Below are 26,823 nucleotides of genomic sequence, written 5' to 3'. Positions count from 1 at the left end.
TCATCATTAATTTTATTGTAATTATTCTCTACTTTTGGTTTCTTATTTTGATCGGCTTACATGAAAAATGCTTACTTTAAATTCGTGATTGGTATACTGCCCCTGGTGGTTTTTTTTGGTTGCACTACAAGTACATTATCTACATCACGAACTCCTTCTACAGAGATAGAAAATTTACATTATTTCAAGCCGGTCAGCTTTATAAGTTATATTGAGAAGGGCAATAGAGGAGACTTAAATGAGGAGTTAAGCGATCAGTCCAGTAAGCTTATCACCTATGTGCTGAAAGATAAAGCTGCCCTTTACCATATTTCTGATTCTATTAAATATCCTTTTTCTGATGATGAATACAATGCAGAAAATGCCATTGTTAATTTAGTAGATCAAATAGAATTTCAGGGTAATACAAAGGGAGTAACTATACCTCCTGTACTTAATAGTATAATGGAAGATAATAATACGCGATTTTCCCTGGTAGTTTTGGCAAATGGCTTTGCCCGAAGAAAAGGAAATTACACCGGACAGGTTTTTAAAAGTATAGGAATTGGCATTTTAACTATGGGGATTTATAACCCTGTTCCCATAAAATCCCGCTCAAACCTATATGTAATCATTCTTGATTCTTACAACAATGAAATTGCTTTCTACAGGAAAAGCTTTTTAGATGATGCTTCTCCTATTGAACCTAAAGTGATCAATAAACAAATGGATAAAATTTTTAAGAGGTATTTCTATTGATTTTTTTAGGAGCAAGTTTAGGTTCCCACTTTTGGTTTCATAAGAGGTTCCTTCTTACTACACATAATTACATCATCTACCGAAAGGTAATATTTTCTAATTTGTTCTTTATAGGCTTCTTCCAGTGTTTCATGATTTAGAATGAAATTCTTGGTAGCTATTATCTCATCACGGAAACCATTCTCAATAGCAATGTAATCAGCGGCATGCTCTACTTTTATTTTAAATTTTTCGGAAATCAGATATTTTAAACCATAAAGTACCATTTTTATGTTGGAAAATGCTTCATAATCTACTAAATGCCCTAATTCATGTGCAAACCAGCCAGTCAAAACATCTTCAGGAAGATCAGCTACTGTTATGGTTTCACTGTCGCGTACATACACTCCTAATTTAATTTCGTATTTTTTTATTCCGGTAAAAATACTTTTGAGGTTAATGATAGGCTGTGCCTGCATTGTTGAAGCTTTTATTCGGCTTTGAGTCAGCGTGATCTGATAATCATGAAGAGATTCATATTCCTTCATTACTTTTAAAAAGCTATCCTTAATTCTTTGATCTTCAACACCTTTAAAAATTACATTCATGGAATTATTTGTTTGTATCTGTTGGTCAGCCGGGTTGAATACGAAAAAAGCAATGGTAAGTGTAATTGCAAACAATGGAGAGAAAAAAAGCGCTATTTTAATTTTTTTCAATCGACTCATTTATATAAATAACAGCTAAAGCTATGTTTTGTTGTATATAATTTCAATTCGTTTAAAACAGGCTATTAAAAGCACAGGATTGATACCGATATGATTTAAAGTGTCACATTAAATTGTTGTGAATCAAACAAGTTAATTTGTTTTAGAACAAAATTAACTTTTTAAAGTGAAAAGCTAAATTTTAACGTATAAAAGTGCTTTAACTTGCATGTCATCAGCCAAAACCCTATCATTTCAAAGAGTTGTGAAGTCCTAAAATAGTGTTATAGTTTTTTACAATAATCAAACAAATAAATAACATCGTGAATATTCAAGATGTTATTTTCTTTTTATAGGTTAATTTCAATTGATCGCTGTTTGTTAATTTCATTTGGCGTCTCCATATAGCAGCTATAATGTGGCCTTTCAAAGTTGAGTTTACCAGAATAGATAAGAAACATTTAGACTTTAAGCGGGGGGGTGTTTAATTAGTGGCATTTATATTGTTTACTGGTGTAATAGGAGAGGTCTCTGAAAGTTACAGAGCTTAAATATTTGTATGGAAGTTCTTTCCTTTCTTTCAAATGGATCAATCCTAATGGGTTGCAGTTCTGGACATCCCCTCATTCAGGTGTCATAAAAGTAACTTAGCAAGTGAACAGATATTTTAAGCGCCTCTTTTTATAAAACTGGAATTGTAGTAAAAATGTATTCTGGTCAGGTTTTAGACTAAAACTCAGGGAGTACAACAAAAATAGTTGAAGCATTAACCTACTTGGGTATTTCTATTATAAAACAGGTTCCGTTTTTTCCATCACTAATACACTTAATCTGATAGTTCAAAATATTTGCATAGCGCTTAACAATTGCCAATCCTAAACCTGTAGATTTTTCATTGCCCGTTGGATTTGCACTCACCTGCTGATATTTGTTAAACATCTTTAGCTGGTCTTCTTTGCTGATGCCGGGGCCTTGATCTGTAACTGCAATACAGTAAGAATTAGGTAGATCTTTTAGCTCCACTGTTATGCGACTTTGTTTTGGAGAAAATTTAATACTATTAGAAATAATATTGTCTATAATCTCTCTAAGCAGTAATGAATCAGAGAAGATTTCAAATTTTTCCTTATGCTCAAATAAAAGCTCAATTTCTTTATTGTGTGTACTTACTGTATAATCATCCAATACCTCCTGGATTAATGTGGAAAGCTCAATCTGCTCTGTTTTTATGTTTACCGTATTATGCTCTAAAGCATTGATGTCCAGAATTCGATCTATCATGTTTATAGATCGATTAGCTGATTGCTCCATTTTATCCAGGTAATCAGGTATCGCTTCTTTGTTATTTATTTCCATTTTAATAAGGGATAGTAGTCCCTTTATTTGATTGAGCGGGCTTTTAAGATCATGAGCTACAATACCTATAATAGTGTTTTTTTCCTCATTCAATTGGGCTAAGGCATTGTTGGAAACCGTCAATTCCATACTTTGCTTTTCCAGTTCTTTAGATTTTTGGGAAAGCAATTCTGCCTGCCAGCTTATTTCCTCATTTTGCTCCTGAATCTGATTATTATGTTCATTTACTGCCTTGAGTGTTTTCTGCAACTCGTTATTGATTTTCTTTTTTTGAAAGTAAAACCTTAAAATAAGCAAGAGTAAAATAGTAAGTAATACCGTTCCGCCTATGAACTGATAAATTATTTTTCGTTCCGATGACAAACTTTCCTGATAGGCAAGATTTCGTTTTTCCTGCTCATATCTAAAAGTCTCCCTCTCTTTTTCAAGTTGATACTCTGCTTCAAGTTGAGCAATTTTACGTGTGTTTTCCTGATTAAACAGCTCATTATCTAAAGTTCTTGCTATTTCAATATACTCTAAAGCTTTTTCCGTTTGTCCCTTTCTTTTGTATAAAATGTATAATTTATCAGCGGAATTTGCCATTTCGTTTTTTAGTGTTAGATCAGTGGATGTCTTGTAAGCCTCCAATAGATTTTCCTCTGCTTTGGCAAGTTCATTCGTCTTAAGAAAATATTTACCAAGATCGAACCGAATGGCTACAATTTGCTTAGGCATTTCGCATTCCATAGCAATAGCTAACGCTTTATTTAATAATATAAGGGAGGAATCCATCCGGTTGAGGGATAAGTATAAATCACCTAAATTATTGATGGGTAAAATCATTTCACAGGAAGCGTTGACAGAATCTAAAATATGGATGGCACGCTTAAAGGTTTTTAAAGCATTAAGAGTATCTCCCTCATTGAGTAACAAATTTGCAATACTAGATAAGGATCCTCCAAAGTCTCTCGAATGCCCTGTTGTGCTATCATACTCAGCTACTTTTTTATAGTAAAGCATCGCTTTATCATAATCTCCCTGGTCTGTGAATATATTAGCCATATTAAATGAAGCTGTGGCAATTCCATAGCCATGCTTCTGTGCTTCAAAGACCAATAAAGCTTCTTTGAAGTAATCTAATGCTCTAACAGTTTCTCCTTTATCCTCTAGAATGGAACCTAAATTAATAAGAGAGCCAGCCACATCAACAGGCCTGTTAAGCTTTTTAAAAATCTCGGAAGTTTGCTGAAAAGCCAAAACCGCACTATCGTAGAGTGCCAGAGAGAAATATGCTTTACCCAGGCTATTATAAGCATCAGCGAGATTACTTAAAGCTGATTCACCTTCAGATTTAGCCTCTTTAATAACAGTATTGAGAATATAGATGGATGTATCGTATTTCCCTTCATTTACATAAGATAGTGCAATATTACGTGTACCTTGTAACTCACCATTTTTGTCAAATATTTCTTTCCCAAGTAACCTTGCTTTGTTCGCATAAAACCGCATGGAATCAAGGTTGAAATTTCTATAATAAAAAGAGATATCAAGGTTTAATTTAATTTTTACCGAATCAGGAAGCGTTTTTTTCTTTAATTGATTTTTTAAGCTATCGAGTGTAGGTTGGCTGAAGCCGATTAAGGAAAAGAAACAAAATAATGTGATTAGTATAAGCTTCATTGAACGTACTGAATTGCAATTATTTATGTTTGTTAGTACTACCTATCAAATATAATAAAAAGCAATGGTTGAGCTGCATATTACTACAATATTTAATACTTAAACTATCCATAAAATTATAAAAATATTCAATATTTTTAGTGTTAGAGGAATAATCATTTTCTATTAATTTTTGGAAATATTGGCACACTGTTTATTTCTAAAAAATTAAAATTATACAATGTGCTTATTCATCAAGAATAGAGAGTGTTTTTAATACGAAATGCCTAAAATTTTTAGCTGTCTCAGCTTATTTCCTAATTTGAGTTCCACAACCTCATTGATCTTTTTGCCGGTGATGGCCCTGGCAATGGGGGCGGTAAATGCTATTTTTGTTTTATTAACATCTGCTTCGTCCACTCCAACAAGTTGAAACTCCTGACTATTTCCATCATTGGTGAGCTCAACTTTCGCTCCAAATCGCACTTCATTCCTGGGCTGCTCATCAATATCAATCATTCTGGCGGAATTAATACGCTCCTCTAACAGACTTAAACGTCCGTTTATTTCTGTAATTGTTCTTCTTTTTTCATTAGTATTATCAATTGTTGATGCCCTTTCTCTCAACTTTTCAAGCTCCTCTTTTTCTTCATATAAATCTGCCATTCCTTTCGCGGTTACATAATTTGTAACTCCAGCGGGTAAAGGTGCTCTGGGTGGTATAAATGGAGCTTCCTCCTGATCTTCTTCTTTAACAAATGCTCTGCTCATTATAAATCATACGAAATAAAGCACTATCTGTTAACTTATATTGAATTCTTCATGCATCTTTGGTTAGATGCAAATCCTCATTAGTTCTTTCTGAAGCCACTATTGATTCCAGGAATTCGGAGAAATTGCTTTCATGCTCCAAATTCATTTTTTTTCTTATTCTATACCTCGCGGTTTCCACACCTCGAACGGATATATTAAGCAGGGGAGATATTTCCTTATTGGTTAAATTCATTTTTATAAATGCACACAGCCTCAATTCACGTTGAGTCAATTCTGGAAACTTATCCTTTAAATTTTTAAAAAAATCCTTATGAACCTGTTCGAAATTGGTTTCAAACACATGAAGATATTCTTCCCCAATCACATGCTGATTTAACTTTCCGAACATTTTCTGAATCATTTTACGTGAACTATCATTTCGAACCAGTCCTCTTAACTCAATGATATCTTCTCTTATTTCAGCAAAAATATCCTTCTTCTTAACCAGAAGCATGGTGTAATTAGCAAGTTCTTTACTTTTATAAATCACATCCTCCTGTAAGAGTAATTTGTCTTTATTAATTTTATCCTTTTCGGCCTGTAGTTTCATTTGGGTTAACTCCAGTTCAAGCAATTTGGTAGCCCTTTCCTGCTCTTTTCTTGCTTTAAGGTTTTCTTTGGTAATTTTTTGTTTTACAAGCTTAATAGTTAGTACGATAATGAGTACTGCCAAAATAAAATAAAGCAATTTCATCCATTTTGTTTGATACCAAAGAGGAAGGATTTCAAAATGAATGCTTGCTAAGTCTCCTTTATTGCCAAGCAAACTCCTGCTTTTAACTAAAAATTCATACTTTCCCGGACGTAGATGCGAATATTCCTTGTAGGAGGCAAGTTGCCAGGCCGACCAATCTTTGTCCACATTATCTAATTTGTAAGCATACTGAATATCTGCATCGTTTTGCATTTTTGGTGCAGCAAAATCAAGCCTTAAGGAATAGGTACTATTGGGTAACTCTATTGGGTGTTCAGGATCTAATGGAAGCCAGCTTTCTTCATCCATTGTAATATATTTTGCACTCGTAATTAAGGTATTTGCCTTCTTATTTTGATTAGTATAATTAAGGTCAAAAAGATACAGACCTGTTTTAGTGCCTAAAAGCACTTTTTCTTTGGCTAATGGCTGAATATATTCCATACCTCTGTTAAATGCTCCCTTAAATTGTAGAAAGTAACCTGTTTCTACCTCTCTGTCAGATGTTGTGAAGTATCCGACTTCATCATCCAATACAAACCAGGTTTTATCCTGATGTTGCAATATTTTTCGGGTGTTCTTAGTTGTATCTAATATTTGGTTCAATGGCTCAAAAGGGATAAACTTATTTTCTTCTTTCTCATATGTATAAATGCCCTGGTTAGTCGTAAAAACCGTCTGATCATTCCACTCAAAAACATTAATGCTGTAAGGAAAAGCAAATCCATTTTGGGTAGTAAAATGTTCTACTGAGGTGATTTTTTTAAAATCATCATCAATTCTTATTCTAAACACTCCTTTATAACCATGGCAAACCCAAAAGGAGCCCGGAGTATCACTTTCTAAAATATCCCTGGTCGATTCATCAAAACCTTCAATCTTTCTCTCCATTTGCCATTCTCCATTTGATTTGCTGAGTACAAATAGTCCTCCATAGCTGGCCGCCAGAAAAAGTGAATCAGATTGCGAGACAGGAATCACTTTCCAAATTCCACTTACATTTCCAATTTTATGACTCTCTCTATTATTAATTTGGTATAAACCCTTATCATGACCTATTAAAATATCACCTTTTATTTTTTGCAAGCTCCATCCCTGACCTTCCAGACCTTTCAGTTTCTCGAATATGGGCTTTTGCTTATCTATTGCCGATGTATAGAAGATACCTTGATTAGTAGCCAGGTAAGCTTCTTTTCCCTCAATATGAACATCATAAAGAGAAGCCCCTTCAAAGATAGTAGTAACAGGAGAGTTAAAAGTTATACAGTCCAGGCCATTATTTAATAATACCCATATGTTACCCTGTTTTGTTTCGTATAAATTGAGAACACTTTGATCCTGAAGATCTTCAAAAGCCTTCTCATCTTCTAATATTGTTCCATTTTTGCTTAAGGTAATAATGCCACTACTTATTGTACCTAAATAATAGCTGTTTTCATTAGCTACCATAGCACAAACAATTTTATTTACTTCAGAAGGTTCAAATAAAACCTCATGCAATAAAGCTTCTTTTTTTTGTAAGTCAAGGCTGAAGATTTTACCTGAGGAAGATACTCCAAACACCTTATTTTTATTATCAGTAGGTAAAAAAGAAATAATAAATTGTCCCTGAAGTTGCTTTTCGCTAAAAAAGGGGATGAACTTCATGTTTTCGAGATCAAGCCTGAAAATACCATGATTTTGATCCTGAACAAAATACTGATCTCCTATTTGAAAGGATTGTATGAAATTATTATTGGCAGGAAGTTTTGCTATTTTATTTCCGTTAATTACGATAAGCTTTGAAAAACTCCGATAGATAATATTTTCTTTCACCACATTTACCTGCCATAAATTTTCGACCTTATCGTCTCTAAATTTCAATGAGTCCAGTAAAGATTTATAGTAATACCTACCCGTTGCATTTCTTTTAATTAACCCAAACTCACTAAAACCACCTGCATAAACATTACCTGCAGAATCAGAAACAAGGCATCTGATTGATGAATTGTTAGGTAACGCGACCTTTTGCCATTGCTCACCATCAAATATTATAGCCCCATCATTGTTTCCGAAATACAATACACCATCATTGTCTTCGCAAACTGCCCAAAATTGTGGATCTGCGTTGAAATCCGTTCGGGTATAATGTACTACCTGTGGCAGGCCTTTTAAGTCAGCACTTTCAAAAGATTTTCGCTGCTGTTGAGCTAATGAGCTACTAATGCAAACAATTGTTATAAAAAATGATAATAAAGAGACTTTATTCATATAGTGAATATTCTAAATAATATGTTAACCTAGTGATTATATTGGTTTAAATCAATCTCTAGCCCCCATATAATTATTAATATCACAAAAATAAGCATTTTATAATTAACTGATTAAGAGATCAGTATAAATTTTGACGTAGTAATGAAGTAATAGTTAAGTTTGTTGGTGTAATCGAAGTGTAAGATGCTTTTTTGAGTTCATATTTAGTTAATCTAGGTTTATGACTTCAATTGCAAACGATTGCTATTGAGTTGAATTAAACTAATTATAATTAAACCTAAATTAAAATAATGAGAACAAAGCTTTACTTAATTGTATGTCTGCTATGTTTTTCTCATTGGGTTTCAGCACAATCTGTCACCTTATCAGGAAAAGTAGTAGACTCAGAAACCTCAGATATTTTACCCGGTGTTAATATACTGGTAAAAGGAACTGACAGGGGAACAACTACAGATTTAAATGGGGAATTTAAATTACAAGTGAGCCCTGAAGATGTATTGGTACTATCATTTATAGGCTATCTTAACAAGGAAATTCAGGTAGGAAACCGGACTTCTATTGAAGTAGCTTTAGAGTATGATATTGAAACACTTCAGGAAGTAGTGGTAGTAGGTTACGGTACACAGAAGAAGAAAGTAGTGACTGGAGCTATTTCAAGTGTATCGTCAGAAGACCTTGAGACTTTGCCTATTAATAATATAGGCCAGGCACTACAGGGAAGAACCTCAGGCCTGACCATAGCTTCAAATTCAGGTCAACCTGGTGAAGGTGCTACTATTAGAGTAAGAGGTATTACTACTTTAAATAACAACGACCCTCTTTGGATAGTAGATGGTGTAGTTGTAGACAATGGCGGAATAGGTTATCTGAATCAGAATGACATCGAATCAATTGAAGTATTAAAGGATGCTGCATCGCAAGCTATTTATGGAGCCCGTGCTGCTGCCGGTGTAATTTTAGTTACTACAAAAAGTGGTAAGAGCGGCAAAATAACCGTAAATTACAATGGTTACTATGGAAGCTCAGCCCCCGCCAGAAAGCTTGATCTATTAAATGCTACTGAATATGCTACACTTAGAAATGAGTCTTCTATAGCTGCTGGAAATGGAGTAATTTTCCCTGACCCTTCATCACTTGGTGCCGGCACAGATTGGCAGGATGTTATCTTTAATGATAATGCTATACGTCAAAATCATGAGGTGAGCATAAGTGGTGGAAATGAAGTCTCTACTTTCTATACCTCTTTTGGCTATTTAAGTCAGGAAGGAATTGTAGCAAGTGATATTTCAAATTATGAAAGGTACAATGTCCGTCTTAACTCTACTCATAAAATTAATGACTGGATTACTTTTGGTCAAAACCTGGGTTATTCCCGTGAAAAAAGTGTCGGGTTAGGTAATACTAATAGTGAATATGGCGGGCCATTAAGTTCAGCTATAAACTTAGATCCTATTACACCTATTTATGAAACTGACCCGGAAGTACTAAACAGGGCTCCATTTACTGTTGATTCTTTAGGTGCTGTAGTGGCTCCTAATGGACAGTATTATGCTATTTCTCCCTATGTTCAACAGGAGATGAGTAATCCACTAGCCTATATTCAAACCAGATTAGGCAATTATGGATGGAGTAATAATATCGTTGGAAATGCTTTCTTGGAAGCTGAGCCTATTAAAGGTTTGAAAATTCGTTCTACCATAGGTATTAAACAATCTTATTGGGGAGGGGAGTCTTATACACCAGTTTTCTTCCTTAATGCAGCTACAAAAAATAATAGGACATCATTTAACAGAAATACCAATAGGAAAACTGATTGGAACTTGGAAAACACTATTTCTTATACTAAAAAAATAGGGGAGCATGATTTTAGTATTTTAGTGGGGCAGGGTGCTTACAAGGATGATGCGGCAGTTGGAGTAAGTGTTACTGCATTTGGAATTCCTGCTGATAACTTTGATGAGGCCTCATTAGGATGGAGTTATACAGCTAAAGATACTGATCCTGGAGGATATGAAAATGTTCCTCATAAAGTCTCTTCCCTGTTTACAAGGTTGAACTATAATTTCAAAGAAAAATATTTGCTTACTGCTGTAATGAGAAGAGATGGTTCCAGCAATTTTGGTTCAAATTTTAGATATGGATATTTTCCATCAGCTTCAATTGGCTGGGTTGCTTCAGATGAAGACTTCTGGCCATCCAATAAAGTTGTCAATTTCTTAAAAATACGTGGTGGTTATGGTGTGGTAGGTAACGATCAGATAGGTAAACTCAACTTTGTTTCAACTATTGGTGGTGGAAGAAATTATTCATTCGGATCTTCTTCGGATAGTTACGGTTTAGGATATAGTCCAAACTCACTACCTAATCCCAACTTAAAATGGGAAGAGACCAGTCAAACTAACATAGGATTTGAGGCTACAATGCTTCAAAGACTTAAAGTGAATTTCGATTGGTATAAAAAGGTGACAAATGGAATTCTTCAAAGTCCGGATATACCAGGCTATGTGGGTGCAGTAAATAACCCTGCTCAAAATATTGGTGATATGGAAAATACAGGATTCGAACTTGAATTGGGATATAACCAGGAGATTGGAGATTTTACTTTCTCTGTAAATGGTAATGTTTCCTATCTTCAAAATAAAGTTACCTTCCTGGGTGATGGCCGTGAATTTTTAGATGGTGGACAGAATTTCCAGGCTAGTACGCAGCCTATTACAAGAACTGCTGTTGGACAGCCTATTAATTCATTTTATGGCTATAAAATTCTGGGAGTTTTTCAAACGCAGGAAGATGTTAACAATCATGTAAACTCAGAAGGTAAGGTGATTCAGCCTGATGCAGTTCCAGGGGATTTTATTTGGGAGGACTTAGATGATAATGGTGAAATAAATGTAGATGATCGTGACTTTATTGGTAGCCCGGTACCTGATTGGTCTTATGGCTTAACAGTTTCAGCTACTTACAAAAATTTCGATTTAACCATATTTGGTCAAGGTGTGGCAGGTAATCAGATTTTTCAAGGGTTAAGAAGATTGGATATTACAGGAAGCAATTATCAGCGTGCAGCACTCGGCAGATGGACAGGACCAGGAACTTCAAATGATTATGCAAGATTGGATGATGTTGACCCTAATGGAAACTTTAGAAGACCATCGGAATTCTACCTTGAAGATGGTGATTATTTCAGAATTAAGAATATTCAATTAGGATATACACTTCCTGAGTCAATCATTTCAGTTGCAGGTATCAATAAGCTTAGAGTATATGTAATGGCTGAAAATCTCATCACATTTACAAAATATACTGGTTTTGATCCTGAAATAGGGGGTGGAGTATTTAGTATCGATCGCGGAATTTACCCACAGGCAAGATCTATCATGGGAGGCTTAAGCCTGACATTTTAAATTCCCTAATACTATTTAATTAAAGAAAAATAATAAGCAAAATGAAAAACTATATAAAATATTGTCTTTTAAGCTTGTCGCTTATATTCATAAGTGGTTGTTCAGAGGAATTTCTGGAAGTAGATCCAATTGCAAATACCTTAGAGTCTAATTATTACCAAACCGAAGAAGAAATGTATGCAGCTCTTGTAGCATCATACGATCCTATTGGCTGGTTATCAGGTGATTTTGTAACTAAATTAACAGCACTTAATGCTGCTTCTGATGATGTATATGCAGGGGGTGGTAGTTCCACAGATGTGCCTTCTTTGCAGGCAGTTTCAAGCTATAACTTAACTGCAGAAACGGGTCCGCAGAGTTCTTTATGGAATAAAGGTTATTCAGGTATCTATAGAGTGAATACTTTATTAGTAAAAATTGAAGGTGCTGAAGTAAGTGAAGCTATTAAAAGCAGATATGTTGCCGAAGCAAAGTTCCTGAGAGCATTTTATTATTTTGATCTTATTCGATTGTTTTATAGCATTCCCTTAATAACAGAGCCTGTTATTCCGGATCAAATGTTTGAAGTAGAGCAAGATACCCGGGAAGCTGTATTCAAACAAATAGAAGAAGACCTTTTGGAAGCAATTCCCAATTTACCTGATCAAGTTAATGTAAGTGTTGAAGGAGGAAGAGCTACAAAGGGAGCAGCAATTTCTTTGCTGGGGAAAGTTTATTTGGAGCTTGAAGACTATACATTGGCAGCTGAGCAGTTTGAAAAAGTGAATGGAACACCAGGAGCTACAAGTCCTTTCGGTTATTCATTACTTGAAAACTATGCTGATTTGTTTAGGACTGATAATGAATTCAATAGTGAATCTATTTTCGAAGTATCTCATAGTGCTTTAGCAAATGGTGTATGGGATTGTATGCCATGTACTGAAGGAAATATCATCAATATCATGGCAGGGCCAAGAGGATATAATATTAGTAATACATCGGCTGGTGCACCTAGCTTCGTTTCAGGATATGGATGTTTTGTTGTAACTGAAGGTTTAGTAGATGCATTTCAGCTAGGAGGAGGACAGTTTGATCCACGTTATTCTACTACAATTTCTAATGTGGATAGCTTGCAACAGGCAGGAGTGGTTACTTATGAGCCTAGCTATAAAAATACAGGATATTTTCTTAAGAAGTTTATCGGGCGTACAGAAGATGTTACTTCAGGAGGTGGAGCAACAGAATTGAACTTTCCTCAAAATAATTATGAAATGCGCTTAGCTGATATTTATTTGTTAGAAGCTGAAGCATTGGTAAGAGGTGGGATTAATACCACAAGAGCTCAACAACTTTTAGATGCTGTTAGAGATAGAGTAGGTCTTGACCCTGTACCAGCTACTTTCGAAAATATCATGAATGAAAGAAGACTGGAGCTTGCCGGAGAAGGTCATAGATGGTTTGATCTGGTTAGGACAGGACTAGCTGCAACAGCTTTAAAAGATAAAGGATATGTAGAAGGTAAGCATGATAAGTTACCTATTCCTCTCAGGGAATTAACTAACACTTCTTTAGTTCAAGATCCTGCTTATTAATTATTTAATTAAATTGATATGAAAACTTTAGATATAAAATCAAAAATTAAAAGTTTAGGAGTGCTGGGGCTGTTACTAATTGGATTTGCCTGCACCCCTGAAGATGAAGATCTATCATTAGGTCAAAAAGCTGAAGCTGCTTTTACGGTAGAAGCCATAGAAGGTATGAGAAATACATACCAATTGCGCAGTACAGCTGAATCTGCATTTATTTACAAGTGGGACCTGGGAGATGGTGAAGAACCCTTCTCCGGAACCCAGATTGATACTGCTTTCTTTGAGAATAAGGGAGCTTATACCATTACTTTAACCGTTGTGAGTGAAGGAGGATACTCCACTACTACTCAAAATATAGAAGTAAAGAATGATGCAGTAACAGGTACAAGTGCTATTAATGCCGGTAATATGGAGGTAGATTCTGCATGGACTTTTACGGTGTCAGGCACCGCAGAAACCAACTATGAATTTATTGATGGTGCTTTAACTATTACCAATGGAAACCCTTCTCAGGGAGGTGTAGCAATTTGGCAAGCTGTTGAACTTAAAGGTGGAAGAGCTTATGTATTCGATGCTGATATGAAAGGTGCAGGAATGACTAACTCCTGGGTGGAAGTCATCTTATTAGATGAAGCCCCTGAGGAAGGTTCTGATCCTTCAGGTACTGCCTTTACCGGTTTACATACCTGGACAGGTTGTGGAAGTACCGCTTTTGAAAGTGCTTTATCTGACATTTCCTGTCTGGGCGATGGAAAAGTGAATATCGCTGAAGATGGCACCTATTACATAGTAATAAAAGTAGGCAGCTGGGATGGTTACCTGGGAGATGGTGGAGTTACCATTGACAATATTGAGTTTGTTGCTCAGGAAAGATTAACAGAAGGCGATAATATTTTGGAAGGAAGTGATATGGAAACTCCTGCTGCATGGAATATTGCTAATATGGGAGCCACTTTAACCACGCTTGAATTTACGGATGGTGTGATGAAGTTTACTAATGGTACAACATCAGTGCAGACTAATATAGGTGTTTGGCAGGCTGTAGAAGTAGAAGCCGGACAAATCTATAAAATGAAAGCTGATGTGAATGATCCGGGGTCTACCTCTTCATGGCAAGAGTTTTATGTTTCTACAACAGCACCTGAAGATGGAACTGATTATTCAACTGGTAGAATATATGTTGGTAATACAATTTCTTTTGCTGAGTCAGGAACTGTTTACGTAGTAATAAAAGTGGGTAGCTGGGATGGAAATCTCGCGGCTGAAGGAGTTACTATCGACAATGTAGAATTAGTAGAAATGAATTAATTGTTGTTTAGTTTAGTACAAGTACTGGCAGGAATTTTCCTGTCAGTGCTTTTGCATTTCTATGTAACAAGTAACATAAAAAGAAATGATATGAATAATAAACTAAAAATATTGATAATACTCCTGGCCTTATGTACAGGAAATGCTTTCAAATCATCTGCTCAAAATTTCCTTAAAGCAACAGGGACTCAAATAACTGATCAAAACGGAAATGAAATCATTTTTAGAGGAATCGGACTGGGCGGTTGGATGCTTCAGGAAGGCTATATGCTTGGGACCTACGGGCCTCAGCATGAGATTGAAGCAAGAATTACAGAACTGATTGGAACTGAAAAAAAAGAGGAGTTTTATGATGCATGGTTAGCGAATCATGTGCGTAAAATTGATATTGATTCAATGGCTGCATGGGGATATAACCTTGTAAGGCTACCAATGCATTATAAGCTTTTCACTCCTCCCATTGAAGAAGAACCTGTAGAAGGCCAAATTACCTGGATTGATAAAGGTTTTGAAATGACAGATGCATTGCTGGATTGGTGTAAAGCCAATAATATGTATCTAATTCTTGATTTACATGCTGCACCTGGCGGACAGGGAGAAAATGCTGACATCAGTGATTATGATTCTTCCAAGCCTTCTTTATGGGAAAGTGAAGCTAACCAAGAGAAAGCGGTTGCACTATGGAGAAAACTAGCCGATAGGTACAAAGATGAGCCTATGGTAGCAGGTTATGATATTATAAATGAACCCAACTGGGGATTTCAGAACCACGATGCAGACCCAAATGGTTGTGCTGAATCTGAAAATACACCGCTATGGGAATTACAGAAAAAAATTACTGAAGCCATCAGGGAAGTAGATGAAAATCACCTGGTAATAATTGAAGGCAATTGCTGGGGTAATAATTATAGCGGGCTTCCTACTTTATGGGATGATAATATGGCTATCAGCTATCACAAATATTGGAATCCTAATACCCAAGGTGTTATCCAGGGTATGTTAGATATGCGTTCACAACGCAATGTGCCTATTTGGCTTGGGGAAACAGGAGAAAACTCCAATACATGGTTTACTAATGCCATCACACTTTTTGAAGAGAATAAAATGGGCTGGTGCTGGTGGCCTCTTAAAAAACTGGGAGGTAACAATCCTCTCGAAATTAAGAGAAATGATGGTTACGAGGCTATTTTAAACTACTGGAACGGAGGTACAAAACCTTCAGAACCTGAAGCTTATGAAGCTTTGATGCAAATGGCTGAGGATTTAAAGTTGGAAAATAACATCTACCATAAAGATGTAGTAGATGCTAAAATCAGACAACCTCATACAAATGAGACTATTCCTTTTACTTCCAATCGGATTACGCCTGAAGGTGAAAACATAGTCTTTGCAGTAAATTACGATCTTGGAAAAGAAGGATATGCCTATCATGATAATGTATCTTCAAATACTTCTGGTGAAGCAGGTGGTGCAACCTGGAATAGTGGTTACAGTTACAGAAATGATGGAGTAGATATTGAAGCCACTGAAGATGAGCCGGGTAACGGATATAATGTTGGCTGGATAGAAGATGGCGAATGGTTACTCTTCACTATTAACGTAGAAGAAGAAGGGAATTACCAGCTCCATTTAAGAACAGCTTCAACAGGCACAAGTGGAAGAATTAAAGTGCTGATTGATGATGTGGCAGCTACAGATAATATAGAATTGCCTAATACTACTGATTATCAGTTGTTTGAAACCACTACAGTAAAGGACGTTTATTTAAAGGAAGGAAAGCAAAAGCTTAAGCTGTTTTTTGAAAAAGGAGGGTTTAACTTGAATTATTTTCAATTGGAAGGACCGGAAGCTTCTACCGAACAACCTAAACCTATAGAAAAGAAAGCGACTCATAAAAAAAAAGAGGTTAAACTAATCTTTAATCAGGCCTTTAATGCTTTCCCCGAAAATCCTGATTTTTCAGTTACCATCAATGGGGTGGAAGCAACGGTAAATTCGGTGGCTCACACCACTGAAAACCCCAGGGTGGTGCTACTAACTTTGGATGAACAAATATTTTATCATGACACAGTGATGGTTAGTTATTCTGGATCAGAAATTACTACTCAATCGGGTGTGGTGTTGGAAAGTTTCTCTGATGAGTTAGTAAAGGTTGAATTGGAAAACGGAGTTGTACCACACATTATTCCGGGAAGAATTCAAGCGGAAAGTTTTATTTTAAACAATGGGTTTGAAATCGAAGAATCAGAGGATAATGGAGGTGGTATGAATTTATCTTATACTGATAATGGAGATTATGTGGATTTTATGGTCGATGTTGAAGAATCCGGCATTTATTCGGTTAGGTATAGAGTGGCTTCCCAGGATAATGGAGGAGCATTGGAGCTGAAACTAATTGAGGATTCAGGCAATGAAAAATCTCTTAGTACCGTAGAGTTTTCTGCTACAGGGGGCTGGCAAAACTGGAAAAGTGAACTGGGTTCCAATGCGGTATTGGAAAAAGGGTTACATAAATTCCGACTGCAGGCAAAAGATCAGCTTTTCAATGTTAACTGGTTCTCGTTAACCAAAGAAACAGAAGAGCCAGAGCCAGAGCCAACAGCCAATCAAAAACCTTTTTCTGATGATTTAGTGACTATCTATCCAAATCCATCAAAATCTGCCTTTACTATTAAATTTAAAGGGAGTGAAAGGGCGCAAAGCATCAATATACAAACCATGGATGGTAAGAGTTTGATTAAATTAAACCCTAAGGAAGGAGAGGATAAATTAGTGGTAAACCATCAGTTAAATCCTGGTTTATACCTGGTAACTATCACTACTTCTCAATACCGAACTGTTCAGAAAATACTTGTTAAATAAATCCCCAGCGTAACATATATATTATAAATGAGAAATTTAGCATCAAAAGCTTGCCTGTGTCTTTCAGTAGCGGCTTCCTTTTTTTCTGCCTGCCAACCCGGTAAAGCAGAGAAAGAGGAAGAACAAAAGAGAGACGTATTGGTGATGCGCACAACAGCTAATGAAACGAAGAAAATTAATGAAGAGCAAGTTCCATTCAGCGATAAAATTTCTGAAAGTTTACCAATAATAACAATTAAGCCAGATAGCACTTTTCAGGAAATGGATGGCTTTGGCTTTACCTTAACCGGAGGAAGTGCTATGCACCTGGCCCAAATGGATACGGAGTCCAGAAAGCAAATACTGGAAGAATTATTCAGTGCTGAAAAAGGAATTGGTGTAAGTTATTTGCGATTAAGCTTAGGAGCTTCTGATTTGGATGAGCATGTTTTTTCTTATCACGATCTGAAAGAGGGGGAATCAGATCCTAATCTAGACCAATTCGATCTGGGCTATGATAAAAAATACCTGATTCCAGTATTAAAGGAAATATTGGGTATTTATCCTGATCTGAAATTGATGGCATCTCCCTGGTCGCCACCCGTTTGGATGAAGGACAATAACGATACACGTGGTGGAAGTTTATTGGAAGAGAATTACCCTGTTTATGCTAATTATTTAGTGAAATATATTCAGGAGATGGATAATGAAGGTATTACCATTGATGCACTTACGGTACAAAATGAGCCTTTGCATCCTGGAAACAACCCAAGTTTGTTAATGCCTGCTGAGGCGCAGGCAGAATTCATCAAAAATCACCTGGGGCCGGCTTTTGAAAAGGAGGGATTAGCCACCAAAATTATTATTTATGATCATAATGCGGACAGGCCGGATTATCCAATCAGCATTTTGGATGACCCTGAAGCCAACAAATACATTGATGGCTCAGCCTTTCATTTGTACGGTGGTGAAATTGAAGCACTTTCAGAGGTGCATGCAGCACATCCTGATAAAAACCTGTATTTCACGGAGCAATGGATAGGGGCACCTGGAGATTTTCCTGAAAACCTTCAATGGCACACGCGTGAGCTTATCATTGGTGCCACCAGAAACTGGTGCAAAACAGTGTTGGAGTGGAATTTGGCAGCAGATGAAAATGAGAAACCACATACTGACAGAGGCGGTTGCGATCGTTGCCTGGGTGCTATAACCATTGAAGGCAACAAGGTGACCAGAAACCCTGCTTACTACATTATTGCACAGGCTTCTAAATATGTGAGACCGGGAGCCAGGCGAATAGCTTCGAATCTACCGGAGCAGTTGCCTAACGTAGCCTTTCAAAATATCGATGGCAGCATAGTAGTAATTGTCTTAAATGATGGAAAAGAAAGTAAACAATTTAATATCTCTTTAGCTAAAGAAATGATTCAGAGTAGCTTGCAAGCAGGTGAGGTGGCCACTTTTGTGATGTGAATTTCATTTGGTTCCAAGGTCTGTGGCTCACAGACCTTGGAAGAAACTTATTCATTCTTTCAAAACTTGAAATTTAAAGAAAGGTGATAATTAGGGCAGAATCTCTCCCCCTTTGTAAAGGGGGTATGGGGGATTTTAATAATTAAAGTGAAACACTTAAAATAAAAAGTATTTTAGCACACACAGCCCGATCCGCCAGCTGGTGGACCATCTTTCTCTTTTTTTTGAAGAGAAGGGAATAGTGTAGACGATCATTTATTATTTATAAGAAGATTTGAAAGTAAAGGAAAAATGTTAAGAGGTACGAGATTCCTCCCCCTTAGAAAAAGGGGGCAGGGGGATTTTTGAAATAAAGTAGATTAAAAACGTGGTCTGTGACTCACAGACCATGGTAGTGACTAAAAAGACAAAGCTGGACTCTCAACTCATCCTGATCACCCAACAGCTGAGAGACCATCTTTCTTACTGATTAGTCAGAACAGGATTTTTACTGAAGAGAAGGGAATAGTGTAGACGATCATTTATTATTTATAAGAAGATTTGAAAGTAAAGGATAAATGGTAAGAGGTACGAGGTTTCTCCCTCTTAGAAAAAGGGGGTAGGGGGATTTTTGAAATTAAAGGAGATTAAAATAATGAAAACGTGGTCTGTGAGCCACAGACCATGGTAGCGACTAAAAAGACAAAGCTGAACTCTCAACTCATCCTGATCCCCCTTCAGCTGAGAGACCATCTTTCTTACTGATTAATCGGTACAGGATTTTTATTGAATAGAAGGGAATAGCGTAGACGATCCTTTATTATTTATAAGAAGATTTGAAAGTAAAGGAAAAATGTTAAGAGGTACGAGATTCCTCCCCCTTAGAAAAAGGGGGTAGGGGGATTTTGAAATAAAGTAGATTAAAAACATGATCTGTGAGCCACAGACCATGGTAGTAAAATATTAATACAAATTTCAATTAACAACAAACAAAACAAACAACACAATTAAAACAAATGAACTTTAGAATAGGACTCATAATAAGCCTTTTTATAGCAAGTATTTGCATGGTAAAAGGCCAGTCGCAGGACAAGAAAATAGAAAAACTCCTCAAGCAAATGACGCTTGAAGAAAAAGTGGGCCAAATGGCACAAATTACCCTGGATGTAGTAGGAAAGGGACAAACACGCTTTGCCAGTGATGAACCTTTAGCACTGGATGCCGACTCACTAAGACGCGCTTTAGTGAAATACAATATCGGTTCTGTGTTGAACACCGCGAACAACCGGGCACTGTCTCGTGAAAAATGGTATGAAATCATCAGCCAGATTCAAACGATGGCAATGAAAGAAACTCGTCTGGGCATACCTATTATCTATGGTGTGGATGAAATCCATGGAGCTACTTATACAGTAGGTGCTACCATGTTTCCGCAGCAAATTGGTCAGGCTGCCAGCCGCAACCGCGATTTAGTAAGGAAAGGTGCTGAAATTACCGCTTATGAAACCCGTGCCAGCAATATCCCCTGGAATTTCTCTCCTGTATTGGATTTAGGCCTTGACCCACGCTTTTCAAGGATGTGGGAGTCTTTTGGGGAAGATCCTTACCTGAGTACACAATTAGGGGTAGAGATGATTGATGGCTATGAAGGAGTAGACAATAACATTGGAGACCCCACGCATGTGGCTTCCAGCTTAAAGCACTTTTTAGGTTACCATGCCACAGTTTCCGGTAAAGACAGAACACCAGCTTATATCTCTCCGGATGCATTGAGAGAATATCATTTGCCTGCTTTTAAGGCAGCTATTGAAGCCGGAGCGCATACTATTATGATCAACTCAGGAATCATTAACGGCATTCCGGTGCATGCTAATTATGAATTACTGACTAAGCTCTTAAAAGAAGAATTAGGCTTTGAAGGTTTAGTAGTAACTGACTGGGCTGATATTGAAAATCTACACAGACGGGATAGAGTAGCGTCAAGCAATAAAGAAGCAATCCGGTTAGCAATCAATGCCGGAATCGATATGTCAATGATTCCTTACCAGTATGAGCCATTTTGCGAAGGTTTAGTGGAATTGGTGAAGGAAGGAAAAGTGAAGATGGAGCGTATTGATGATGCGGTGAGAAGAGTTTTAAAAGTAAAGATGGCTTTGAATCTTTTCGAAAAGCCTAATACACACTATAAAGACTATCCTAAATTTGGCAGCAAAGAGTTTGAAAAAGCTGCTTATGACATGGCAGCGGAATCTATCACGCTATTGAAAAATACAGAGAATATTCTGCCTTTGGCGAAAAACACTAAAGTATTGGTAACCGGCCCAAATGCTAATTCTATGAGGACTTTAAACGGTGCCTGGACTTATTCATGGCAAGGAGAGAAGACGGAAGAATTTGCAGGTCAGTACAATACCATTTTGGAAGCAGTGCAAAAGGAAATAGGAGAGAAGAATGTATTCTATCAGCCGGGCGTGAGCTACAAAATGGATGGTCATTATTATGAAGACCAATTGGATGGTTTGGAAGAAGCGGTAAAGATGGCTGCTAATGCGGATGTAATTTTATTGTGCGTAGGGGAGAACACCTATACTGAAAAGCCGGGCGATTTAAATGATTTGTATTTATCTGATAATCAGACTGAATTAGCCAAGAGATTAGCCGCAACCGGAAAACCTGTTGTGTTGATTTTAAATGAAGGCCGACCGCGTATCATCAGCAAATTTGAGCAGGAGATGGATGCCATAGTGCAGACTTACCTGCCGGGTAACTTTGGAGGCGATGCATTGGCCGACATCCTTTTTGGAGATGTAAACCCGAGCGGTAAATTACCTTATACATACCCTCGCTACCCTAATGCGACTATTTCTTATATCCACAAACCTTCTGAAGAACAGAAAAAAGCAGAAGGCGTGTACAATTATGAAGCAGATTACAACCCACAATTTATATTTGGTGAAGGTTTAAGCTACACTACTTTTGACTACAAAAACTTAAAGTTGGCTAAAAAGGCTTTCACAAAAGGGGAGACGATTAAAGTAAGCGTGGACGTGCAAAACACCGGAGATAGAGCAGGAAAAGAGGTAGTTCACTTATTTAGCAGCGATTTATATGCCACTGGCATTACTCCGGACGTAAAACGCCTAAGAAGATTTGAAAAAATCAACCTTGCACCGGGAGAAAGTAAAACAGTGACTTTTGATTTAACAACTGACGACTTAAAATACTTTGATGCCACCGGAAAAGCCATCACAGAAGCCGGAGAATTTGAGTTATCTGTAGCTGATTTGGTTGTGAGGTTTGAACTGGTTGATTAAATAGGAAATTTTTGATTAATAAGTAATGTCGTCATGCCGGAAAATTAAGACTTAGCTTTTCAAGAAGTCTTAATTTATCCGGTATCTCATTAACAAATTAATAGAATTTAGAGTAAACTTATTTTTATAGATATTGTATAATAATTAAACCGCAGTACTTGAGAGAGTGCTGCGGATTTTATTTTTATAAATGTTTGTAGGAGTGGATATTTTAAGGAAATCATCGAAATTTCGCAACCGAACCTCAAGTCAGATAAGTAGATTGAAATACATTGGAAAACGTTGATGTAGCTCAATGCATTCTGATGACTTCAATCCGTGTGGATGTCCCCTTGAGGGGACTGCAGGGGTGTTATTGACGAAATATAGTAATGGCTTCGGCTTAGGTAATCAAATCTTGTTGTATAATAGTCAAAAGAATAAAAGATATTATCTAAAATACACCAATCATTCCCAACATAGCATTTTCATCTACAAACCATCTTTAAAATTGTAAAGTGAAATGTGATACTATTCGCCTTCGTTTTCAAGAGCCATATTATGATAGTTAAGCATTTGGTCAATAGCATTAAGTTCCTGGCTTATGCTAGCCCCGTCTTCACTTAACCTCAATAATCCATTTTTATAGTTATTTAAGGCTCTCCTCGCGTTTTCCTTATCATTTAACCTTAAGTAAAGAATTGCTGCTTCTTTATCAAGATCAATTAACTGACCATCACACATTTCTTGTGCGATTGCAAGGTAGTTTAATGCATTTATATTGGCTTCTTCCGAATTTGAAGTAGCTCTGGAAAGTTTAGAAAGCAGTAAGTAGTCGTCCTCCCTCGCCAATTGATTTTGTTGCAGCTTTTTCGCCAATTCAAGGCTAAGTCTATAATTTTTCATGTGGTAGGCCTGCCAGGAAGTTAAACTGATTACTGGTGCTATATAGGAAAAAAATTGCTCTTCATTTCTTGTGCTTATATCCTGGTGCTCTCTTACAAACTCATCAGTAATTTTTATGGCTTCCATATTCTGTTGCATATTGTACCTGGCTCCGGCCGATTCCATAATGGATTTAGAAATAAAATAAGCAGCTATACCTGCACTTTCCACAAGGCTGGGATCAAAATAAGTGTCATTTTCTATGCTGTTGTATGTACCTGCCACTGCTGTAACACCAGCTGCAATAGTGCTCCATGCCCTGGCGCTCCTCTCAGCCTTAATTTCTTGTTTCAGGTTTACAAGATTATGCTCCATTACAATATGAGCTACTTTGTTTGTCAGGATTTTTACTAGTTCAGCTTTTGAATCCAGTTGAGCCAAAAGCCCGGTGGTGAGCACGATCATGCCATTGTCAAAAACGAAACTTTCTTTTTCTATAGATTTTATAATTACAAGCTTAATATAGGATTCAAACCCTTTATTTAAAGCTTGAGGATGAATTTCTAAAATGATTTGATAGATGTAATCATACAATAATTCATTCTCGAGTATGATATTGTTTTGATATGCATTTTGAAAATATTCATCAGCTTCTTCACTTAAAATCGCCCTTTCTGAATTATTCCAACCTGTTTTATTAATGTCTGCAGCTCTATATTTAAACCATGCAAGTTGCCAATAACCCAAATCATTATCCAGTATTTCAATTTTGCTTGAATTTACAAACCTCGTAGTACCAGTGGGTGTAGCAATCAACAATTGAGTTTCAAGATTATTAGTTCTCATCCCTAATAATTCTATTGTATCACCTTTATTATAACCTGAGATATTTTTACTGACAATACCTTCCACTTTTACCTGAGCAAATGTTTGGAAAGAAACAAGGAGTAGAATTAGGGATAATTGTAAAGGCTTATTCATTGGTTCCGAAATAAGGTTTAAATTAGAATAGTGTGCAATTATTATGCCATATATTAGAAAAATACCATGCTTATAAGGAGCTGTGTATGAAGTTTATCTGAATAATATTTTGGGACTAGAAAAACCATCACTGAAGCCGGAGAATTGAATTATCAGTAGCTGATTTGAGTAATACCTTTGAACTGGTTGATTAAATAGAAATGTTTTATTTTTGAAAACCCGCAATACTTGAGAGGGTGCTGTGTTTTTTTCGATGAGTTGTAAATGCAGACTATAGAAGTCGTTTTGAAACGGTCATTATTTTTCTCAATTTTTTTAACTTCTTCAGATTCAAGACCTATCAATGAATAACCTTCACCATCAAAGTTTTCTGCTTCATTGCGATTTATCATTTATTTGCCATCTTTCTTCAACACTTTAGAAAAGTGAAGGATAAAGCCTCCAAGGAAACCTATTTAAAGTAATTTCATTCATTAGGTTTTATCCATATACTTTGAATTTCTCTGTTAATTATAGTTTAACTTCTTTAACTATAATTAAAGGTCAATTAAATTCTTAAAGTAATAAATACATTTTATTCCTGTTCAAATAATTTTTGTATAGATTCTTGTTTGGGTATTTTCAATGTGCTCAGAATTGTTTGCAATTCATCGTTATGTTTACCAAAGTTCTGAGTCGTTATTAAACATACATAATGATTTAAACTTCTGAAGGAGTATTGTGATTGAAGTAGGGAATGACCTTGATTTTTAACTTTATACTTAATTAAATTTATTTCTGATCCATTGATGTTAATTGTGGTAAAATCTTCTACTAATTCAATATGACTCTTACTCAATTGTGTTTGCTTAAAGCCAATTAAAAAATCCTCAAAGCTAGTTACACCATATGCTAGTAGACTTGTAGAATCATCAGCTACAATTACTAAGCTAGGGTTTTCTTCTTCTGCCACAGCTGTCATTTTTGTAAATTTAGAGATAGCCAAAATCATATCTTCGTCAGATTTCTTCCAATTCTTAGGGTATTCCAAACTTAATAATTGGTGTTCAAATGATTCCGTTACCATCTGCTTTTTAGAACATGAAAAAGTTGAAATTAAAATTAGGAAGATAAGAATTCGCATATTAAAATATTAATTTTTGTATTAATTAGCTATCATTATAGTTTTTGCTACTAGCTACCAAAGAAGATGATTTTTTCTTCAGCAAATTTATCAATAAAGTTGGTTTTAAATGAATTTTTAATTCTTGTTAAATTATTTTATAGATAAAAAGTCAGATTCAGCATTATTTAAATTCAACATTTTTTGTCTTTCTATAAAAAGCTTTGATTCAACGTAATCAAATACTAGATCGTCATCATAATACGCTGATAATATCTCATTTACAAAATCATAATTTTCAGGTTGATTTAGTATAGATTCAGATTCATCAGTTACCTTAAATGGGGTTTCTTTTGGAATATTAAACTTCTTGAAATTCAATGTTTTCTTCCATTTAGTTTTACGTACAAATTTTTCACCTTTTGAATGTGCAACGGAAAGAATATAATCATTTATAGAACGTTCAAATCCTATATTATCCATAGATATAGTGAAATTTACAGAGGAAATATCTTTGATAACTTTGTTTGAAATAACTATACCATAACCCTCAATAGGGATATCATCATCATCATTCTTTATAGAGGGGAATTTCTTTTCTACTATTTCGAAGCATTTTTGAGATAAAGTATGATATTGAGATAAAGCTACACCATTTTCTACCTCTACTGGATCAAATTGGATTATTAAATAATCCTGCTGATATGTCAATTCCTTTCTTTGAATAACAGAATCCGAATTAACCCTAGAAATTTCGAGTTCTTTATTGCAGAAATCTATAAAATCTATAATCCATGCTTCAATTATTTCATTTCTAAAGGATTTATAATCTATGTTGGAATAAATATCAATAATATTGATATACTTAGTTTTTGTTAAAGTTTTGAGGAGCTGAGCTCTCTTATTACCGGTGTCTTGATAAATAAATTGTGCAACAAAATATTCATATAAAGATTTGTGTGCCCATTTGTAATAAAGGCCTTCTTTCACGAACAAAGGAACAGTTGTAATTAAATCTTTAAGAAATTCTGATTTTTTGAAATTAATTGTTTCACATTTTTCTTTGGCGTCTTCAATTATCCGAATTATTTCATCTTTTGTAAATTCAATTTGATCTTTTTTAAGACAAAAAAATGAAATGTATCTTAATATAGTATGAAAGTCATCAATACCAAGTTTAGAGAACTTATCTCTCTGATAATAATCACCTTTGCTAAGGTCATGCGCTTCAAACAGTGCATCGTAAACTTGTCTATAAAACACATGTTTTTTAACTGGAATCACATGCTTATATTCATATGCAGTATATAGCAGAGATACTAAAAGAGGATTAGCTAAAAATTCACTAAGATTATCGTAATAATGATCCTGCAGTTTTGTGATCAAAGACTTTGATAGTTCTCCATTTTCATCATACTTACTCAATAATTCATAAACTTGATCTTCCCTTAGGGCATTAATTGAAAATGATTGAAAATTACCAAAAGAGGCTAAAGAATCATCTGGTCGTGAAGTCAAAATAAAAGTGTTCTCACCTGAATTGTTTATAAATCTTTGTACATCTTGTGTTACCGATTTTTTGTCATCTGCCGAAATCTCATCGTATCCATCCAGAAAGAATATAAAATCACCTCTTCTTATCAATTCTAAAACTAATTCAGAATCAATATTTTCATTTACTAATTTGTAACTACTCAGGTGCTAAAATAAAATAATTTTTCATGTTGTGTGGATAAGTTTCCAATTAAAAAGTAGCCTGAAACATCATGGGGGTAATTTAATTGGCGAATAGCTGAAAATCAGCTTAA

General features: G+C 35.7%; 15 protein-coding genes. 7 read left to right on the top strand and 8 right to left on the bottom strand.

What is annotated here, in order from left to right; translation table 11 throughout:
- The first annotated feature begins 60 nt into the window (after positions 1–60).
- Positions 61–738: a hypothetical protein gene (locus IEV85_RS23765; protein WP_188467769.1), complete on the top strand. Its 678-nt coding sequence runs from the start codon at positions 61–63 to the stop codon at positions 736–738.
- A gap of 17 nt (positions 739–755) precedes the next feature.
- Here IEV85_RS23765 and IEV85_RS23760 read toward each other — a convergent pair whose 3' ends face one another.
- The 4 genes from IEV85_RS23760 to IEV85_RS23745 form a co-directional block, all read right to left on the bottom strand.
- Entirely contained in the window at positions 756–1,436 is a 681-nt protein-coding gene (locus IEV85_RS23760) for a hypothetical protein (protein WP_229712721.1), read from the bottom strand.
- Positions 1,437–2,195: 759 nt separating this feature from the next.
- Positions 2,196–4,442, bottom strand: coding sequence for an ATP-binding protein (locus IEV85_RS23755; protein ID WP_188467768.1), 2,247 nt, complete (start codon positions 4,440–4,442; stop codon positions 2,196–2,198).
- 252 nt (positions 4,443–4,694) lie between these two features.
- Positions 4,695–5,192 (bottom strand): GreA/GreB family elongation factor, encoded by a 498-nt coding sequence (locus IEV85_RS23750; RefSeq protein ID WP_188467767.1) that lies wholly within the window; start codon positions 5,190–5,192, stop codon positions 4,695–4,697.
- A gap of 49 nt (positions 5,193–5,241) precedes the next feature.
- Positions 5,242–8,178 (bottom strand): triple tyrosine motif-containing protein, encoded by a 2,937-nt coding sequence (locus IEV85_RS23745; RefSeq protein WP_188467766.1) that lies wholly within the window; start codon positions 8,176–8,178, stop codon positions 5,242–5,244.
- 293 nt (positions 8,179–8,471) lie between these two features.
- On the opposite strand from IEV85_RS23745, the gene IEV85_RS23740 reads away from it, so the two are divergent.
- From IEV85_RS23740 to IEV85_RS23715, 6 genes are all read left to right on the top strand, one after another.
- Positions 8,472–11,585 carry a SusC/RagA family TonB-linked outer membrane protein gene (locus tag IEV85_RS23740; RefSeq protein WP_188467765.1) on the top strand — a complete coding sequence of 1,038 codons (3,114 nt, stop codon included), beginning with the start codon at positions 8,472–8,474 and terminating at the stop codon, positions 11,583–11,585.
- Positions 11,586–11,626: 41 nt separating this feature from the next.
- The gene (locus tag IEV85_RS23735) at positions 11,627–13,156 is read left to right on the top strand and encodes a RagB/SusD family nutrient uptake outer membrane protein (protein WP_188467764.1); all 1,530 of its coding nucleotides are present in this window, start codon (positions 11,627–11,629) and stop codon (positions 13,154–13,156) included.
- An 18-nt stretch (positions 13,157–13,174) separates the two neighbouring features.
- Entirely contained in the window at positions 13,175–14,461 is a 1,287-nt protein-coding gene (locus IEV85_RS23730; protein WP_188467763.1) for a PKD domain-containing protein, read from the top strand.
- 90 nt (positions 14,462–14,551) lie between these two features.
- A complete protein-coding gene (locus tag IEV85_RS23725) occupies positions 14,552–17,323 on the top strand; it encodes a carbohydrate-binding protein (protein ID WP_188467762.1) in 2,772 nt (923 codons plus the stop codon).
- 27 nt (positions 17,324–17,350) lie between these two features.
- Positions 17,351–18,775, top strand: coding sequence for a glycoside hydrolase family 30 protein (locus tag IEV85_RS23720; RefSeq protein ID WP_188467761.1), 1,425 nt, complete (start codon positions 17,351–17,353; stop codon positions 18,773–18,775).
- A 995-nt stretch (positions 18,776–19,770) separates the two neighbouring features.
- On the top strand, positions 19,771–22,068 hold the full coding sequence (locus IEV85_RS23715; RefSeq protein WP_188467760.1) for a glycoside hydrolase family 3 N-terminal domain-containing protein: 2,298 nt from the start codon (positions 19,771–19,773) through the stop codon (positions 22,066–22,068).
- Between the two features lie 510 nt (positions 22,069–22,578).
- On the opposite strand, the gene IEV85_RS23710 is transcribed toward IEV85_RS23715, so the two are convergent.
- The 4 genes from IEV85_RS23710 to IEV85_RS23695 all read right to left on the bottom strand — a co-directional run bounded on the left by IEV85_RS23710 (position 22,579) and on the right by IEV85_RS23695 (position 26,659).
- On the bottom strand, positions 22,579–23,913 hold the full coding sequence (locus IEV85_RS23710) for a M48 family metalloprotease (protein WP_188467759.1): 1,335 nt from the start codon (positions 23,911–23,913) through the stop codon (positions 22,579–22,581).
- Between the two features lie 152 nt (positions 23,914–24,065).
- The gene (locus IEV85_RS23705; RefSeq protein ID WP_188467758.1) at positions 24,066–24,305 is read right to left on the bottom strand and encodes a hypothetical protein; all 240 of its coding nucleotides are present in this window, start codon (positions 24,303–24,305) and stop codon (positions 24,066–24,068) included.
- Positions 24,306–24,487: 182 nt separating this feature from the next.
- Positions 24,488–24,979 carry a hypothetical protein gene (locus IEV85_RS23700; protein ID WP_188467757.1) on the bottom strand — a complete coding sequence of 164 codons (492 nt, stop codon included), beginning with the start codon at positions 24,977–24,979 and terminating at the stop codon, positions 24,488–24,490.
- 189 nt (positions 24,980–25,168) lie between these two features.
- On the bottom strand, positions 25,169–26,659 hold the full coding sequence (locus IEV85_RS23695; RefSeq protein ID WP_188467756.1) for an NACHT domain-containing protein: 1,491 nt from the start codon (positions 26,657–26,659) through the stop codon (positions 25,169–25,171).
- Positions 26,660–26,823 lie beyond the last annotated feature (164 nt).

Origin of the sequence: Marivirga lumbricoides (genome assembly GCF_014636295.1) — a bacterium.
GTDB classification, from domain to species: Bacteria; Bacteroidota; Bacteroidia; order Cytophagales; family Cyclobacteriaceae; genus Marivirga; species Marivirga lumbricoides.
The sequence above is the reverse complement of the archived record's forward strand: the minus strand, read 5'-3'. Positions and strand labels throughout refer to the sequence as shown.